Origin of the sequence: Streptosporangium brasiliense, assembly GCF_030811595.1 — a bacterium.
GTDB classification, from domain to species: domain Bacteria; phylum Actinomycetota; class Actinomycetes; order Streptosporangiales; family Streptosporangiaceae; genus Streptosporangium; species Streptosporangium brasiliense.
Map to the genome: position 1 here is coordinate 1,938,954 of NZ_JAUSRB010000002.1, position 16,308 is coordinate 1,955,261.

At 68.6% G+C, this 16,308-nt stretch carries 16 protein-coding genes and 1 tRNA gene; 7 read left to right on the forward strand and 10 right to left on the reverse strand.

The window, feature by feature from the left end; translation table 11 throughout:
* Positions 1 to 230: 230 nt before the first annotated feature.
* Positions 231 to 1,415 carry an esterase-like activity of phytase family protein gene (locus tag J2S55_RS17720; protein ID WP_306861962.1) on the reverse strand — a complete coding sequence of 395 codons (1,185 nt, stop codon included), beginning with the start codon at positions 1,413 to 1,415 and terminating at the stop codon, positions 231 to 233.
* Positions 1,416 to 1,771: 356 nt separating this feature from the next.
* Between J2S55_RS17720 and J2S55_RS17725 the strand changes: the two genes are divergently transcribed.
* The 5 genes from J2S55_RS17725 (at position 1,772) to J2S55_RS17745 (ending at position 5,871) form a co-directional block, all read left to right on the forward strand.
* A complete protein-coding gene (locus tag J2S55_RS17725; RefSeq protein WP_306861964.1) occupies positions 1,772 to 2,287 on the forward strand; it encodes a SigE family RNA polymerase sigma factor in 516 nt (171 codons plus the stop codon).
* Positions 2,284 to 3,483 (forward strand): TolB-like translocation protein, encoded by a 1,200-nt coding sequence (locus J2S55_RS17730; RefSeq protein ID WP_306861966.1) that lies wholly within the window; start codon positions 2,284 to 2,286, stop codon positions 3,481 to 3,483. The genes J2S55_RS17725 and J2S55_RS17730 overlap by 4 nt, the downstream gene beginning before the upstream one ends.
* 93 nt (positions 3,484 to 3,576) lie before the next feature.
* Positions 3,577 to 4,053 carry a SigE family RNA polymerase sigma factor gene (locus J2S55_RS17735; protein WP_306861967.1) on the forward strand — a complete coding sequence of 159 codons (477 nt, stop codon included), beginning with the start codon at positions 3,577 to 3,579 and terminating at the stop codon, positions 4,051 to 4,053.
* The gene (locus J2S55_RS17740) at positions 4,053 to 5,396 is read left to right on the forward strand and encodes a hypothetical protein (RefSeq protein WP_306861969.1); all 1,344 of its coding nucleotides are present in this window, start codon (positions 4,053 to 4,055) and stop codon (positions 5,394 to 5,396) included. Before J2S55_RS17735 ends, J2S55_RS17740 begins: the two co-directional genes overlap by 1 nt.
* A gap of 10 nt (positions 5,397 to 5,406) precedes the next feature.
* Positions 5,407 to 5,871, forward strand: coding sequence for a MaoC family dehydratase (locus J2S55_RS17745; RefSeq protein ID WP_306861972.1), 465 nt, complete (start codon positions 5,407 to 5,409; stop codon positions 5,869 to 5,871).
* Positions 5,872 to 5,910: 39 nt separating this feature from the next.
* Here J2S55_RS17745 and J2S55_RS17750 read toward each other — a convergent pair whose 3' ends face one another.
* Both J2S55_RS17750 and J2S55_RS17755 read right to left on the reverse strand, forming a co-directional pair.
* On the reverse strand, positions 5,911 to 6,546 hold the full coding sequence (locus J2S55_RS17750) for a response regulator (protein WP_306861974.1): 636 nt from the start codon (positions 6,544 to 6,546) through the stop codon (positions 5,911 to 5,913).
* The gene (locus tag J2S55_RS17755; protein WP_306861976.1) at positions 6,543 to 7,673 is read right to left on the reverse strand and encodes a sensor histidine kinase; all 1,131 of its coding nucleotides are present in this window, start codon (positions 7,671 to 7,673) and stop codon (positions 6,543 to 6,545) included. Before J2S55_RS17755 ends, J2S55_RS17750 begins: the two co-directional genes overlap by 4 nt.
* A gap of 132 nt (positions 7,674 to 7,805) precedes the next feature.
* Between J2S55_RS17755 and J2S55_RS17760 the strand changes: the two genes are divergently transcribed.
* Positions 7,806 to 8,375: a hypothetical protein gene (locus tag J2S55_RS17760; RefSeq protein WP_306861978.1), complete on the forward strand. Its 570-nt coding sequence runs from the start codon at positions 7,806 to 7,808 to the stop codon at positions 8,373 to 8,375.
* Between the two features lie 221 nt (positions 8,376 to 8,596).
* Here J2S55_RS17760 and J2S55_RS17765 read toward each other — a convergent pair whose 3' ends face one another.
* On the reverse strand, positions 8,597 to 8,920 hold the full coding sequence (locus J2S55_RS17765; protein ID WP_306861980.1) for a hypothetical protein: 324 nt from the start codon (positions 8,918 to 8,920) through the stop codon (positions 8,597 to 8,599).
* A gap of 129 nt (positions 8,921 to 9,049) precedes the next feature.
* On the opposite strand from J2S55_RS17765, the gene J2S55_RS17770 reads away from it, so the two are divergent.
* Positions 9,050 to 9,122, forward strand: a tRNA-Arg gene (locus J2S55_RS17770).
* Between the two features lie 110 nt (positions 9,123 to 9,232).
* On the opposite strand, the gene J2S55_RS17775 is transcribed toward J2S55_RS17770, so the two are convergent.
* The 6 genes from J2S55_RS17775 to J2S55_RS17795 all read right to left on the reverse strand — a co-directional run bounded on the left by J2S55_RS17775 (position 9,233) and on the right by J2S55_RS17795 (position 15,574).
* On the reverse strand, positions 9,233 to 9,793 hold the full coding sequence (locus tag J2S55_RS17775) for a transposase (protein WP_306861981.1): 561 nt from the start codon (positions 9,791 to 9,793) through the stop codon (positions 9,233 to 9,235).
* Positions 9,763 to 9,960 carry a winged helix-turn-helix domain-containing protein gene (locus J2S55_RS48325; protein WP_370879683.1) on the reverse strand — a complete coding sequence of 66 codons (198 nt, stop codon included), beginning with the start codon at positions 9,958 to 9,960 and terminating at the stop codon, positions 9,763 to 9,765. Before J2S55_RS48325 ends, J2S55_RS17775 begins: the two co-directional genes overlap by 31 nt.
* A 17-nt stretch (positions 9,961 to 9,977) precedes the next feature.
* Positions 9,978 to 10,301 (reverse strand): helix-turn-helix domain-containing protein, encoded by a 324-nt coding sequence (locus tag J2S55_RS17780; protein ID WP_306861984.1) that lies wholly within the window; start codon positions 10,299 to 10,301, stop codon positions 9,978 to 9,980.
* A 78-nt stretch (positions 10,302 to 10,379) separates the two neighbouring features.
* Positions 10,380 to 11,420, reverse strand: coding sequence for a S66 family peptidase (locus J2S55_RS17785; protein ID WP_306861986.1), 1,041 nt, complete (start codon positions 11,418 to 11,420; stop codon positions 10,380 to 10,382).
* 154 nt (positions 11,421 to 11,574) lie between these two features.
* Positions 11,575 to 12,102: a helix-turn-helix transcriptional regulator gene (locus J2S55_RS17790; RefSeq protein ID WP_306861988.1), complete on the reverse strand. Its 528-nt coding sequence runs from the start codon at positions 12,100 to 12,102 to the stop codon at positions 11,575 to 11,577.
* A gap of 424 nt (positions 12,103 to 12,526) precedes the next feature.
* Positions 12,527 to 15,574 carry a S8 family serine peptidase gene (locus tag J2S55_RS17795; RefSeq protein WP_306861990.1) on the reverse strand — a complete coding sequence of 1,016 codons (3,048 nt, stop codon included), beginning with the start codon at positions 15,572 to 15,574 and terminating at the stop codon, positions 12,527 to 12,529.
* Positions 15,575 to 16,308 lie beyond the last annotated feature (734 nt).

The following is a 16,308-nucleotide window of genomic DNA, read 5'->3' on the forward strand; positions in this document are numbered from 1 at the left end:
GAGTGTCGCAGTGACGGGAAAACGCAATTCGCGCACGCTTCCGGCGCTCTGCGTTTCCCGTCGAATTGTTCCTTCGGCGCCGATAATCGAATTAGATGTGATTGATTTGCGATGAGAGTGCTTGGCCGAGATTCGGCGGGTCGCGGCTGCACCGGGGCACGGTGCCGCCGCCCTCCCGGCACCGCGGGAGGGCGGCGGCTCACAGACGTCGGCTCACAGACGCCGGCCGGTCACAGGTAGACGCGGGGGTTGGCCAGGAGCGGACGCGGCAGCCGTACGGTGATGAACTCGTTGTCGTCGGGCCTGCCCGGCGTGCGGCCGGAGGAGAACGGGAAGTTGTTGTCGTCGAGCACGCCCAGCGTCCAGTCGTCGAGGATCACGACGTCCTCGATGGTCTGGAACGGGAAGCGGAAGGTCTCCCCGGAGCCGCCCAGGCCGCGTGGGTCGGCCAGGTCCAGCAGATCGGCGACGAGGGTCTTGCGCAGCTCCTGGCCACGGGTGTCCACGAGATAGATGCGCTTGGTCCTGGCCTCCTCCCCCTGGAGGTTGTCGCGCTCGATGACCAGGAACCGGTGCCGGTCGACCGCGATCATGTCGCCGATCGCGTTGTCGGGGCTGTCCAGCCGGTAGGTCCAGCGCTTGCCGGTGTAGGCGTGCCGGCGCAGGTCGAACTCGTGCATCCGCAGCGTTCCGGCCGGATCGCCGGAGACGGTGCCCTCCAGCAGCGGATAGAGGGCGCGGCCGTCGACCGAGCGGGCCATGCCCTCGAACCCCTTGCTCCGGCCCAGGTTGGGCTGCTCCCCGCCGAGGGACGGGTTCTCCGGGGCCTTCACGCCGGGCAGCGGGACGGGGGCCTCCAGCAGCTTGCCGGAGGGGGAGAAGTGGAGCAGGAACGGGCCGAACTCGTCGCCGATCCAGTAGGTCCCGTCGAGGGTCCGCACGATCGACTCCACGTCGAAGTCGGCGCCGGTCAGCATCCGGTCGGCGCGGACCAGCGGCCAGGTCACATGGCCGTCGGGGTCGCTCAGGCCGAACCCGCCCAGCACCTTGACCTCGCCCCGCCGGAAGTCGGGCTTGATCCGGTGCACCCGCAGCAGGAAGTCGGCGCTGTTGGCCTTGGCGCCGTAGCCGTTGTCGGACAGCACGTCGAAGGTGCCGTCGTGCCGCCGCACGATGCCGCTGAACCCCTGCACCGGCTGCGCGGCGAACGGCGGGGTCACACCGTTGACCGGGGCAGTGCCGAGCTGGGCCCCCGACGGCTCGCTCCCGGGCACGAACGTCTGGGCGGGCAGGGAGGCGAACCCGGTCAGCGTGGCCCGGTCGGACCCGGGGTGCCAGGGGTCGGCCACCGCGGGCGCGGCCATCGCCAGTGCCAGTACGGCCGCGCCCAGGGTGATCGTCATGCGTCGTCTCATGGCGGCACGCTAGGGAGCCCGCGTGAACTGCCGATGTTGTGGTGCGGGCCGCACAGCAAACAGCGGCAGAGCCGTACAAAAACCTTCAGACACGTGCATATGGCTACAGATAGTCGGATGGCAGGACAGAACCAGCCTTAAGGCCTGTCCGGCGTTCCGCTCATGAGACGGGGGACTCTCCCGCCCCGCATCGTCCGGCCCCTGTTGAGTCCTCCCGTGACCGGTTCCGCCCCCTGTTGAGTCCTCCCGTGACCGGTTCCGGCCGGGGGACTCCCGCGCTTCTCCACAGGACGATGCAACAGTTCGCCGGGCAAGTCCATCTGAGAGGTGACACGGACGGCGGAAGGCGGAGGCAGTTGGAAGCAGATCCTCGGTTCGCCGGGTTCGTCGCCGAGCGCGGTGATGCGCTGTTGCGTTACGGCTACGTCCTGGCCGGGAACCCGCACGACGCGGCCGACCTGGTGCAGGAGGCGCTGCTGAAGCTGCGCGCCTCCTGGCCGAGACTGCGTGCCAAGGACAATCCGGAAAGTTATGTGCGCACCACCATGGCCAGGCTGCACACGGCGGCCTGGCGATTGCGGCGGCGCGAACTGCTGGCCTGGGACCCACCGGAGCACGGATACCACGACGCGCTGCCCGGCGAAGACGAGCAGGCCCTGTGGGAGGCACTGGCCGGGTTGCCCCGCAAGCAGCGGGTGGTGCTGGTGTTGCGTTACTACGAGGGGCTGAGCGACGAGGAGATCGCGGCGGCCCTGAAGATCTCTCGTGGGACCGTGCGGAGCCAGGCGTCGCGGGCGCTCGGCAAGCTCCGGTCCACGGTGGGCGAGCACATCGAGGAAGGCGTCATGTCGGATCGTGGGGAGCGGCGATGACTGGCATCGAAGATCGGTTGAGCAGGACCCTGGAACACGTGGCCGATCGAGCGCCGCGGCTGGCCCCCTCGGCGGCGGAGCGGCTGGAGACCGGCCACCGGCGGCGCAGGCACAGGTCCCAGGCGCTGCTCGCGGCGGCGGCCGTGGTGGTGGTCGCCGGCGGGGCGGTCGTGGGCCTGCAGAGGGCCGGCGACGGGAGGGCGTTGCCCGCGGTCGGCCCGTCGGAAGCGCCGTCCGTGGCGATCAGCGTCGCCGCGCGACCCGTCGAGAAGGTGTGGCCGCAGGCCGTGTGGAAGATACCCGTCAAGGACCCCGAGGGCAGGGAACTGCGTCCCGTCGCGCTGACCGACGACGGGATGCTGCTGATCAAGGCATGGCGCAAGGTCGAGCAGCCTGAGGTTCTCTACCTCTACAACCTGGCCGGAAGGGATCTGCGGAAGATCGCGGACGTGCGCCGGCCGAGGAAGGCCGCGGGGGGCGTCGCGGGCTTCAGCATGGGTGAGGGCGTGGTGGCGTGGTGGACGTCGACGAAGACCTCCGTACGCCTCTGGGCCGTGCCGCTGACCGGCGGCGAGGTCAGGCAGGTGGCCGAGCACAAGACCGGAGGCGACGTGATCGACAGCCTTGCCGTGGCGGAAGGCGCGATCGTGTTCTCCGTGCTGAAGGGCGGGGTGTTCAGCGTTCCTCTGGACGGGGGCCAGGTGACGCCGGTCGACCGTGGGACCGGGCTGCACCTGTTGTCCTGGCCGTGGGCGGGCTCGCCGGGCACGTGGAGCCCCCAGGACGGGGCGCCGTTCACCCACCTGGTCAACCTGGAGACCGGGCAGGCCGGCGACGCGGCACCGGCCGGCCAGGGAACGCAGCTGCTCGCCTGCGGCGTTCAGTCCTGCCTCGCGACGACCTCCGGCGGCGCCAGAGCGTTCACCCGGCTGCGTGACGGCTCAGATCAGCAGGAGGTGCCGACCGGCTTCCAGATCCCGGAGCCGCCCAGCCAGAGCCGCTTCTACGTGCGCACCCTCGGAGGCGAGGCCCCGGGCCTTGGGCTCTACGACCTGAAGACCGGGACGCTGGCGGACCTGGGCATCAGGGACGAGGCCGCGCGGGGCGAGGTCCCGGTCGCCGACCGGGCCGGGCGGATGATGACATATCTGACCGCGAGCGGCAGGTACGTGATCGACCTGTCCAGGATTCCCTGACCGGGGCCAGGATTCCCTGACCGGGAGCTGGCCGGGTGATGCAACAGAGCCGGGTGATGCAACAGAACGGTCCCCCCGTGCGTCCCTGGGATCGTGGAGTTCAGCGATTTCGTCGCGGCGCGCGGGGACGCGCTGTACCGGTACGGCTACGTCCTCACCGGCAACGCCGAGGACGCGGCCGACCTGACGCAGGAGGCGCTGATGCGCCTGGGAGACGCCTGGTCCAGGATCCGGAAAAGAGATGACCCGGAGGGATACGTCCGTACGACCATGGCCCGCCTGCACATCAGCATCTGGCGGCGGCTGCGCAGGGAACGGCTGGTCGCGGCGGTCCCGGAGACGGCCTACACCGATGACCGTCTCGACGATGACATCGGCCTGTGGAAGGAGCTGAAGGGCCTGCCGCCCCGGCAGCGGGCCGTGCTGGTCCTGCGCTACTACGAGGACCTGCCGGACCAGGAGATCGCCGAGCTCCTCGGCGTTTCGCGGGGCACGGTACGCAGCCAGGCGGCCCGTGCGCTGGAAAAACTCAGAATCCGGGTCACCGATCTCGAAACGGGGCGAGTGTGATGACGTACGACAGGAGCGAGGCGGAGCTGGCCCGCACGCTGGCCGGCGCGGCCGACGCCGCGCCTCCACCGGTGGACGACCTGCTCGCGGCGGTCCACCGGCGGCGCGGGCGGCGCACGCGCAGGCGGGTGCAGTCAGCGCTCGCGGTCGCCGGGGTGATCGCGGTGATCGGTGGCGGTACGGCGGTGGCCAGGGGATCCTTCTCCAGCGGGGGCGGAGAAGGGAATGCGCTCACCAAGGTGACGGCCGCGCCGTCCTCCGAGGACCGGGCCGGCGAGGACGGGGCCGAGGAGGCCGGGCGGCTCGACGTCCGGCCCGCCGCGGAGGTCTGGCCCTCGGCGGTGTCCACGATCCCGGCCGCGGCGCCGGACGGCTGGCGCTACCGGCCGGTGACCGGGCTGAGCGCCACCGAGCTGCTGCTGACCGCCGAGTCCTCCTTCGAGAAGGCCGGGCGGCTGGAGGTCTACGACACCGCGACCCGCGAGCGCAGGATCCTCACCGAGATGACCGAGCCGCCGGGGGTGAAGGGCTACTTCGTCCAGGACGTCGAGGTGGGTCCCGAGCACATCGCCTGGTACGGCACCAGGCCCAACAGCGGTGAGAAGTGGGCCGACTTCTGGGTGGTGCCCCGTTCCGGCGGTACGGCCAAGCGGATCGCAGAGGTGTCCGGCGGCGTGGACGTGGAGCGGATCGCCGTCACCCGCGACCACGTCCTCTGGTCCGACCGTTCGGGGGGCGTCTCCCGCGTCCCGATCACCGGAGGCACTCCGGAGAAGGTCCCCGGCGGAGAAGGGCTCCACCTGCTCTCCTGGCCGTGGGCCGCGGACTACGTCAGGTCCAGCGGCATGTGGAAGAACCAGAGCGCGCTCGTCAACCTGGAGACGGGCGAGCGGCAGGAGATCCAGGTGCCCGACGGGGTGAGCGGGCTGCGCTGCTCCGAGACCTGGTGCGCCGGGCAGCGGAAGGGCGGCGGTCTCCTCGTGCAGCGGCCGGACGGCTCGGACAGCCGGGACGTGGCGGATCTCTCCTACGGAGGGGACCTGGACATCGCGCTGGGACGCCATCTCACGGTCTCCCTGTCCGGTCCTTCCAGAAAGTTCTTCTCCGCGTCCTACGACCTGGCCACGGGCGCCGCGGGCGGGATCGGGTGGGTGAGCGAGGACGGCACCTCGGGCGGCATGGGCACCGGGATCTCCTCCAGCCCCAGCTCGATCCACTACTGGCGGGCGGGCACCGTGAAGACGGAGAAGGTCTGCCACAAGGGTGCCTGCGGCACCGAGGAGGTGGGCAAGGCGACGGAGTACACGGTGCTGAACCTTCTCGCCGTCCCTCCGGCGGAATAAAGTTCCGAGCATGAGGATCTTCAAGGATGTCATGGAGCTCAAGGCGGCCGTCGGCGAGCACCTGGGCTACACCGAATGGCGCCAGGTCACCCAGGAACAGGTCAACCTGTTCGCCGACGCGACCGACGACCACCAGTGGATCCACGTCGACGTCGAGAAGGCGGCGCAGGGCCCGTTCAAGGGGACCATCGCCCACGGCTACCTGAGCCTGGCGCTGCTGCCGTCGTTCATGACGGAGCTGATGGAGGTGGGCAGCCTGGCCATGGGCATCAACTACGGGCTCAACAGGGTCCGCTTCCCCGCGCCGGTCCCGGTCGGCGCGCGGATCCGGGCCGGAGCGGAGCTCGGCGACGTCAAGGGGACCCCCTCGGGCTACCTGTCGAGCATGCGCCTGACCATCGAGGTGGAAGGCCAGAAGCGGGCCGCCTGCGTCGCCGACACCCTCTCCCTCTACGTCCCCGAGAAGACGTCCTGAGCGGGTGTCGAGGGACCGGGAGTTTCCGAGATCGGAGCCCTACGTCCCCGCTGACAGCTCCTGAGCGAGGATCGCGGCCTGGACGCGGCTGCGGAGACCCAGCTTGTTCAGCACCCTGCTGACGTGGGTCTTCGTGGTCGCCTCCGCCATGTCCAGCTCGGTGGAGATCTCCGCGTTCGACATGCCCCGCCCGATGCAGGCCAGCACCTCACGCTCACGCGGTGTCAGGCTGCCGATCTCCTGCGGCCTGCGCTCCGGGACGGACGTCCCGAAGGCCGAGATCAGCCGCCGGGTGACCGACGGCGAGATGAGCCCGTCCCCCCGGGCCACCACCCGCAGCGCGTCCACCAGCGCGCCGGCGTCGGTGTTCTTGAGCAGGAACCCGGCGGCCCCCGCCCGCAGCGCCCCGAAGATGTATTCGTCGATGTCGAACGTGGTCAGGATCAGGACGTCGGCGATCCCGCTCAGCTCGCGCGTCGCGGAGATCCCGTCCAGCTTCGGCATCCGGATGTCCATCAGCACCACGTCGGGCCGTAGGGCGATGGCCATGGCGACGGCCTGCTCGCCGTCCGCGGCCTCCCCGACGACCTCGATGTCCTCCTGACCTCCGAGGATGAGGACGATCCCGGCGCGGACCGCCGCGTGGTCGTCGGCGACGAGGACTCGGATGGTCATGAGATCTCCCCGGTGGGCAGTTCGGCGCGGACGCGCCAGCCGTCCTCGTACGGCCCGGCCTCGAAGAGGCCGCCGACGAGGGTGGTCCGTTCCCGCATGCCGATGATCCCGGCGCCCGCGCCGGGGAGCGCCCGCCCGGCGCCGCCGACCGGATTGTCCACGGTCAGCGTCACCAGGCCCGGCCGGTAGCCGATCACCAGGTCGGCGACCTTGCCGCCGTGCTTGAGCGCGTTGGTCAGCGACTCCTGGACGATCCGGTATCCGGCGAGATCCACCGGGGCGGGCAGCTCCCGGATGTCGCCGTCCACGCGGAGCCGTACGTCCAGCCCCGCCTCCCGGGCCCGCTCCACCAGCTCTTCCGCCTCGGCGACCCGCCGCCGCGTGGCCTCGGCCTCCTCGCCGTCCTGCCGGAGCAGTCCGATCATGGCGCGCATCTCGGCCATGCCCTGGACGCTGTTCTCCCGGATGGACTCCAGCACGCCCCGCACGGTCTCCGCGTCCAGATCCCTGCGGGACAGCACGGCCGTGGACTGGATGGCGATCGCGCTGAAGTGGTTGGCGATCATGTCGTGCAGCTCCCTGGCCATCCGGGCCCGCTCGGCGTCCACCGCCGCCTGCCGGTCCAGCTCGGCCAGCCGGGCGACCTGCTCGGCCCGGGCGCGCTCCAGCTCGGCCTGCTCCTGGAACTGCCTGATGACCATCCCGGTGAGCACGGGGGTGATCCCGATCAGGCCGAGCTGGACGGCGGTCACCGGCAGGACGCCCAGGTCGCGGAAGATGAACACCGCGGTCGTCCCGCCGATGACGGCGAAGACCGAGGTGACGCCGAGCAACCACTTGCCCAGCCGGGCCGGGCCGTACCGGGTGGAGGCGTAGAGGTTGTCGGTGAAGACCGCGATCGTGCCCATGGACGGGCCGAGGAAGCCGTCGGCGGTCAGCGCGACGACGCCCAGCGCGAGGGCGGCCCTCGGCGAGGTCCGCCGCACCGCGACCCCCAGGCAGCTGACCAGCAGCGGCCCGGCGAGCAGGTAGGCGGGCGTCGACCGGTGCAGGTAGGCGCCGGCGAAGAGCAGGACGATGCCGACGACGAAGGAGGCCACGGCCCACAGCACGTCGTCCCGTCTCATGTCCCTTATCTCATCATCTCCGGGCGTCCCGTTGATCCGGAAGCAGGCGGGTCCGCCGTACACACAAGGATGTAGGCCGGTTCATCAGTGCCGACGATGCCCCGGCCGGTAGCGGCCCGGGATCATTGACGCATGATTCTGGCGGTTGTCATCGGCTGCGAGATCGGGTTCTGGGTCTTCCTCGGGCTGGGCCTGGCCTCGCGCTACCTGTGGCGCATGCGGCGGCTCAGCACGGCGCTGCTGCTGTTGGTGCCGGTGCTGGACGTGATCCTGCTGGCCGCCGCCGTGGTCGACATGCGTGGCGGCGCGGAGGCGGACTGGCGCCACGGCCTGGCCGGCGCCTATCTCGCCTACTCGATCGTCTTCGGCCACCGGACCCTGAAATGGGCCGACGCGAAGTTCGCCCACCGCTTCGCCGGAGGCCCCGAGCCCTGGAAGCCCCCGCCCGGCGGCATGGCCAGAGCTCGGTACGAATGGGGCATGTGGCTCCGGATCGTCATCGCGTACGGCCTCGCCTGCGCCCTGCTGTACGGCCTGGTCTGGATCGTCGACGCCCCCTCCCGGACGGAGGCGCTGACCGCCTTCATGGTCAGCATGCTGAAGGTCCCGCTGATCGCGGTGCTCTGGCCGGTGAGCTACACCCTGTTCCCGAAGAAGGTGGCCGCCTCTCCTGAGAGGGAGGCCGCGCACTCGGAGCGGTAGCCGTGTCCCGGGAGCAGTAGCCGTGTCCCCGGGGCGGTAGCCGTGTCCCCGGAAGGCGGCCGCGCACTCGGAGGGGACGGCCGCCGGGGCACGGAGCGGGCCGCCGGGTCCCCGGGGAGGATCACCAGCGTCCCAGTGCGTGACCTCCTCCATCGGCCCCCTGCGCGCGGGCTTGAAATCCGTCCCGATCGTGTAGGCCAGGGGGACGAAGGCCACCTGCATCACCTGTCCGTACGGTATGCCGGGGACCTGGGCCCCTCCCGCTCCAGGTGGAGCGGCCCCAGCCAGGCCGTGCCCAGCGAGCGGGCGCGCGCGGCCGGCATGGAGCTCCACACCGCAGGCATGATGGAGCCGAAGGTGTTGGCCTGTTCGAGGACGCCCTCGTTCTCGGTCCGCCCGATGATGCACGGCACGAGGAAGGCCGGAACCTCGTGAATGTGCTCGTAGAGGTGCTGCAGCCCCTCCCGGACCTGCTCCATCGACCCGGGGAACGCGTATGCCCGCCGGGCGTCCTCCTCCGGCATGGGCGTCCCCGGCTGGTTCATCCCCATCCGCCACCGGCGGCGACCCCCGGCGGACGCCGGGGAATCCAGGCACGAAGATCTCGCCAGATCCAGATCCATTAAGTGGTTCGAGGCACGCCCCAAGACCCGCTATGATTACTTACGCAGCGAGCGGCCGTAGCTCAATGGATAGAGCATCTGACTACGGATCAGAAGGTTAGGGGTTCGAGTCCTCTCGGCCGCGCAGATGCAAGAAGGCCCCTGAGCAGGGATTATCCGCTCAGGGGCCTTCTTCTTTCTTGACCGTCCGGGGTTCTTGCCAACACCCTTGCTGCTGAGCGAGAAAGCTGAGGGTTACATCGAGTCGTAGATCATGAGTCCGGTCTGGGCGATGAACCCGGTCAGTAGCTCGGGCTGGTACTGCATGCGTTTGAGCCGGTGCTTGATCAAGGCGGTGAGCTCATCGATGCCGCGGACGGCGAAGTTGAGCAGGGTGATGCGCAGGTTGGACCAGATGCCCTCGGCCGGGTTGAGGTCGGGCGCGTACGGCGGTAGCCGGTAGACCAGCAGCCAGTCGGCCTGGGCGGTGATCCACTCACGCATCCGGGCGCTGACGTGCTCGGGCAAGCTATCCCACACCAGCGAGATCGGGCCACCGAGCTGAGCATGGGCGTCGTGCAGCAGGGCCTTGAAGTCGGTTGTGACGAAGCCTTTCCGTTCGCCCCGGCGCTGGTGGTAAGTGATCGTGCGATAGATCAGCCGGACGCGGCGGCCAGGCTGGACGCGGATCAGGGCGGCGATCGAAACCCGGCCCCGATCACCATAGGAGACCTCCAGCACCGGGGTCTGGCCCATGCGGGCCCAGATCCTTCCTCGGGGCGGTCTCAGGCTTTGGCCGGATTCGTCGGCGAACACCAGTCACGATCCCCAAGCCGCCCAGGTGCTTTTATCGCCGGCCACACCCGCCTCGTCCACTCGGCGACCCGCGCGCTGTCGCGTCGGGCGGCCCGGTGCGCCGACACCTGGAACGACCAGCCCAATCGCCTCAGCAGATACACCACATCACGGGCGGTGCAGGGCACGCGAAACGTCTCAGCGATCAGCGTGGCGACCCGCGACGCCGTCCAGCGCTGGCATAGGTGGCGGCTCCCTGCTCCAGCGCCGTCTCCAGGTGCGTCAGCTGCTCATCGGTCAGTTTGCAGCCGGTGCCGCTGGCTCCCTTGGACGCCAGCGCGGCCTTGCCAGCAATCTGCCATGCCCGATGCCACTCATAGGCCGACTTGCGCGTCACTCCCAGCTGTTGAGCCACCCGCGGGGGCCTGATGCCTCCGGCGAACATGTCCGCCGCCCGCAACCGCAGCGCCTGCCGCTGTTCCGCACCCGCGCAGACAGCCCTCCGCTTCTGTCTGAATACCTCATACATCCAGGCTGTCACCCGCGAAAACGGTCCTGATCAGGGGGCGTGAGCTTGTCACGCCTACGTTTCTTGATCGGTACGGCGTCAATAGAGGGCGATGATGCGCCGGGCAGGACCGTCCACGGTCATCATTCCACCGTAGGGAAGAATCCATTGGGGATCGGTGTGCCCGAAGTCCACGCCGAACACGACCATGGCCTCAGGGTGGTAACGGCCGAGGATCCGCAGGATCGTTTCGCGTTGCTCGGTGCGGTAGCTCTCTCGTTCTTCAGGACTGCTGACCCTGGACAGATTCGTGGCTTTCGCCGTACCGACGAGGATCGCCGGAAACTGTGCGAGCAGTCCGCGTTCGCCGGCATTCCGCAGCATGCGGAACACCTCCTGCCCCGGCGGCATCTCCTCGGACGTCTCCAGCAGCAGCACACAACCGGCGTAGTCCTCGACCGCACGTATCCATCGGCCGGCGGCCAGATTCCAGTGCAGGACCTCCAGGTTGCCACCCCAGGTGGGCCCGGTGACGACCCGATCGGGCTGATGCCAGCTCCAGCCCGGGCTGGGAAGGGTCGGTGCCGCTTGGTTCAGCGAGGCGGGATCGCTCCAGTCGAGCTCGTCCTCACTGAACACATCGACCGGGTGCAACGCGACATCGCCGCCGGAGAACAACGCGGCCCGCAGTGAACCGCTGGTCACCGGATGGAGTCCGCCGCCGCGCCCCAGGTGCACCATGGTCGATCCGCCGTGGTAGCCGACCACGCCGAGGTTCCACAGCCAGTTGAGCAGGTTGGTGTTGTCGCTGTAGCCGACGAACGGCTTGGGAGCCACCGCGGAGGGGTCCAGGTAGGGCAGCACGCAGAGCTGGTCATCGCCTCCGATCGTGGCCAGCACCGCATGGATGTCCGGGTCGGAGAACGCGTCCATGAGATCGGCCGCCCGCTCCCGCGGCGAGGCCCCCAATCGGCGGGTGGTCGGATATTCCACCGGCTCCAGCTCGAACTCGTCTCGAAGCCGCCGCATCGCCAGTTCGTGTACGGCGGGGAACATCCCAGGTGCCGCGAAGGAAGGAGAGACCACGGCCACCCGCTGCCCGGCCGTCAGCTTCGGGGGCATGATGAAGTCAGGGCGCATGTCCTCTTCCACATGATCGTCCGACGGAAATCAAACGCGATTGTACTGATGCGCGGCCATCACAACGACGGTTTGCCGGACGCGGCAAAAGGCACGCGAGCCCGCATCGCGACGGCACCCGAAGGCAGCGGCACCCGAAAGCGGAGGCGTGGGGTCAGAGCCAGCCTTGTCGCGCCGCGCGCAACCCTGCCTCAAAACGGCTACGAGCACCTAATCGCTCCATGATCGCGGCCATCATGCGTCGCACGGTGCGCTGAGACAGGCCGAGGTGATGACCGGCCGCCTCGTCCGTCATTTCTTCGGCCAGAAGGCTGAGCAGTTGCCGTTCCTGTGGCAGCAGTCCGGCCTCGTCCCTGCGCGGCTGCGACCCGATGGGCGTCGCCACATTCCAGATCTGGTCGAACAACGCGAGGACTGCAACCACGGTCCCGCTTTCCGACACCTGCACGGCCCCTACTTGGGTATTCGACGCGTCCACCGGGAGAAAGGCGATCCGGCGATCATAGATCAACATCCGGATGGGCAGGGTCGACACCGTGCGAACCTGCGCGCCGATCTCGACCAGCCATTCCGCGTACGCCAGCGTAAGGCCATCGTTACGAATGCTGTCCAACCCGATCGTGCGAATGCCCACGCCTCGGTCACGGACCTGTCTGTCCAGGCACTTGGCCGCCTCGATCAACTGGGGGTCCTGTGCCCCGCCGAGCGAGGAAGCGGGTGACCGCATCGACATGCCGCCGGTAGAAGGCTTCGAACGCCACGTGATCTGTAGCGATCTCCGCCTGTTTGCGACGTACTGGCATGCTCCCTTCGTCGTTTGACACCCCTTTTGGTCAGAATCGTCCGAAAAGTCACAAGAGGGCGGCGATTCTCTCCTCACCAGGCCGAACGGCAGCGCGAACGGCACACGTCGTACCAGGTCACTAGGTATGGCGGTGGCAAGGAATCAAGCATCGGCGCTGTTGCGGATCTCAGGCCAGTCTCCGCTGGGTACACCACGCCCCCCATGACTCCATGATCTCTTATGGGAATGCGTTGATCCCGTGGGCGCTCTCCCAGGGCTGTCGGCAGCACAGGGCGGGGGCATGAGCCCCCGTCCTGTGCGGTCAGCCGACGGCGTACGCGCGGTTGACCGTCTGCGTGACGCTGTCATCGGCGGCATCCGTCGCCGTGGCGCGCAGCGAGACGAATCCCGGCGTGCCGGGATTCGTGAGCAGTGCCGTCCACCCCGACGAGGTGGGGTGCAAGGGCACCGGACGCCAAGTCGCACCGTCGTTGAAGGATGCCTCCAATTTGACGGACTTCACCGCGGAGGTGAACGCTCCAGGGTTCCGCTCGATCCAGATGGGCAACCGGGTCAGGGAGCCCGGCTTGGCTCGGTTGGAGTCGTCGAGGCCGACAGGTGCGTAGCGCACCGCCATCAGGGGCAGCGGTTGCGGCTTGGCCGTACTGGCCGAGCGGAAAGTCCAGACCGCGTCCACCGCGGTGGACAGCGTCGCGTACGGCACCTGCCTGCGTGCTGCGGCGGTGAGCGTGTAGGTAGAGGCCTCCGCCGGGAGCTCAGCCGTCAAGCAGGGTTCCCGGTCCGCGCAGTCGGTCAGGTCGGTTTCGGCGATCATCTCGTCGCCCTTCGCGAGTGTGACGGTGCCGGTGGCGGAGGTGTCGGTGCCGGTCCGCCCGGTCACGCCGTCGGTGAAGAGCTGCGGGGCCGCGAAGCTCAGCTCGTTCCCGGTACGGCCGCCGCCGGAGGTGGTGAACGCCGGGCCGGTCACCGCGGCGTTCCACACCTCACGGCGAGGGCTGGCCTTCGAATACCGGTCGGTACCGATCGCCGAGAACGTGCCCACCTGAAACTGCGAGTCCCAGGTGAACCCGAGAGTGCGGTAGTGCGTCATGGTGCCCGGCAGGTCGGTGGCAGGAGTCGGGGACATCATCGAAGAGTCGGATCCAGGGAAGCGAGGGCCCAGGAACACCTCTCCCTTGGCGGCCACGCCGGATGCCCGGTAGGTCGCGGTCAGCTTGACGAGATCACTCGTACGGGCGCGGTAGTAAGGATCGTCCGGGATGCCGCCGGTACGGTAGTCGACGAGGTCATAGCGATACGGGCTGGGCGAGGCTTCCTTCTTGTGCCAGATGGTCCTGGTCATGTACCTCAGCCCCGGCTGGTGGACCGGAAGCACGAAGAAGTTCTCGTTGGGGTCTCCTCCGGCGATCCACTGGAAGTTCCAGGACCCGTTGGCCAAGGCGAGCTCCAAGGTGTGGTCGGGCACGGCGGTCGGTTCGTCCAGCGAGAACCGGATCTGCTTGGCCTGGCGCGCGTCCAGCACCACTTCCCGGTCACCGCCGTCGACCTTCAGCGGTACGTTCGCGATCGTGATCGCGATCGTGGACTGCTCCACCAGTTCCGCGTAGAGGTTCCATTGGCCCTCGGGCAGCCGGGCCTTGGCCACTCCGTTCTTGAAGGGCAGGATCAGCCGGCTGCCGGTCTCCAGGTTGTAGGCCTGCCCGGAAGCGGTGGCAGGCCTGCCGTCCCGGCTAATCGCGGTGATGGTCACGTCGTAGGACTTCGGTTCCACGTACGCGCCGGCCAGAGTTCGGATGACGGTGTCGCCCGACCTGGCCGTGACGATTCCGGGGTAGTCCCCCGGCGCCTTCCCATCGGCATTGATCGTGAGGGTCACCGAGGCCTCCCCTCCGGCAGGAACCTCCAGCCGCTTAGCCGACAGCCTCAGCACGTCGCTCTCGATGGCGAGGTCCAGGATGGCGGGGGCGTCGCCGGAGTTGGTATAGGTGATGGTCCTGGTCGTCTCCCGCGTGCCGGAGTCCTGCCACGGGAAGAGGGCCCAGACGTTGCCCGGTACGGCCACGACCGGCTGCGTCAGTGCGCGGACCAGGTCCACCCGCCCGGCGCCCTGCCGGTACGGCGTGACGTCCGCGGTGGGTTTGGCGGTGCCGATCAATGCCGCCCTGAGCCGTTCACCCGTCCAGTTGGGGTGGCGTTGGGCGAGGATCGCTGCGGCTCCCGCCACGTGCGGGGCAGCCATCGAGGTGCCGCTGTGCGCGACGTAGGGGCCGTCGGCCGTGCCCTTGGCCGCCGCGGCCACGATCTCGACGCCGGGGGCGGTGATGTCCGGCTTGATCGCATGGTCGCCCGCCCGAGGGCCGTGGCTGGAAAATTCGGCGATTCGGTCCGACCTGTCGACGGCGCCGACGCTCAGAGCCGCGTCGGCGCTGCCCGGGCTGTTCACCGTGTCGAGGTCACCGGAGTTGCCGGCTGCCACGACGAACAGTGCTCCGGTCTGTGCGGACAGCGTGTTCACCGCCTGCTCCAGGAGATCCAGCTCCGGGGTGTCCTTTCCACCGAGACTCATGTTGATGATCTTGGCCTTGATGTCGACGGCTGCCCACTCCATGCCCGCCAGCACGGCGGAGTCGGTGGACCAGTCATCGCCTACCTTTCCGACGGCGAGCTTGGCGTCCGGCGCCACGCCCCGGTACTTCTCCCCGGCGCCGGCGATGATCGAGGCGACGTGCGTGCCGTGCCCGATGACATCACGCATGTCGGGACTATCAGTGAAGTTCCGAGTCTGAGTGACCACATCCTTAAGGTCCGGATGGTCGGCGTCGTAGCCGCTGTCGAGCACGGCCACCGTGACACCTTTGCCGGTCAGACCCTGCTTCCACGCTTCCGTGGCGCCAATCTGCTTGACGCTCTGATCGAGGGCGAACGAGCGGCGCCCGTCGAGCCAGAACCTGGTCTTCTCCGCCACCAGGGTCCGGGAGCCGGCGATCAGGTCCTTCCAGGTCTCGCCTGCCCCAGCCTTGGGAACGTGCAAGGCGGTCATATCGAGATGGGCCAGTTGCCGAGTCTGCCGCGCGGCTCGCAGCGCGGGCGCCGCGCCCTGGGCAGACTGCGCGATCACCGGAATGTCAGCCCTGTCCGCGTCGCCGTACCGCCACTCCAAGAGCTGGGTGACGTCGAACAGCCGCTCATCCAGCACGCCCTCGGCCACCAGCGGCATCGCGTCAGAGGGGAAGACGAGAAGATGGCCGTCGCGGCGCTGCGTGGCGTAGCGCACCCGCCTGCCCGGACCCGGCTCCACACGGTGACCCTTGCCCGTGACGATGACGCGGTCCCCGGTCAGCAGGGTCACGCTGCCCGTGTCCCCTCCTCGCGCGATGCTCCCCCCGTGAAGAGGAACGGGCTCCTGAACAGCCGCGATACCGGCCGTTCCGGCTAGGATCATGGCCGTCAGCCCACTGCCTAAGCTCATGCTTACCTCTCAGTCCGAAGATAAAGATCTACGTCCTGTTACCTTTGGACAGTGAGGCGGATCGGGTTACAGACCCCCGCTCGGGCCGGAGACCAAGCGCCATACGCACTGAGGGCGCCGACTGACGCCGACGCGCATCGGAGCAAGGGTAAAGACAGTCCGCCTGTACAGAGCGCTATCCGAGGAAGTCGTGGGCGCTTCAGACGTTAGACGAAGCTGAAACTGGAGTCAGGCGAGGCGCATCTGAGGAGGATGGTTCTGGTTGCTCTGGGGATCGTGACGTCCGTAGTCCAGCTACAGACCAGTTGGTAGAGCCCTATCACTTGGCTGCTGTACAGCAGCCAAGTGCAGCAACGTCATCTCATGGAAGTATGCCTTGACGTTCCATATCTGCCGCCTGACCAGGCAAACTAGGCGTCAACCTCGTGACCGGCTCCCGTTTGCAAGTAGGCGCTCACGCTGCGCCTAGATCGAAACACGATGCCACCGTTTAAGGCCGGGACGGACACAGACGGCCCGGGTGCCGGCCAGCGGTGAGAGGGCGATCGTGAAACCCCGACCGAAAGGGCGGCCGGTCCGCGAGGGGACGACGGCCCAGACGGACCATCGGGAGT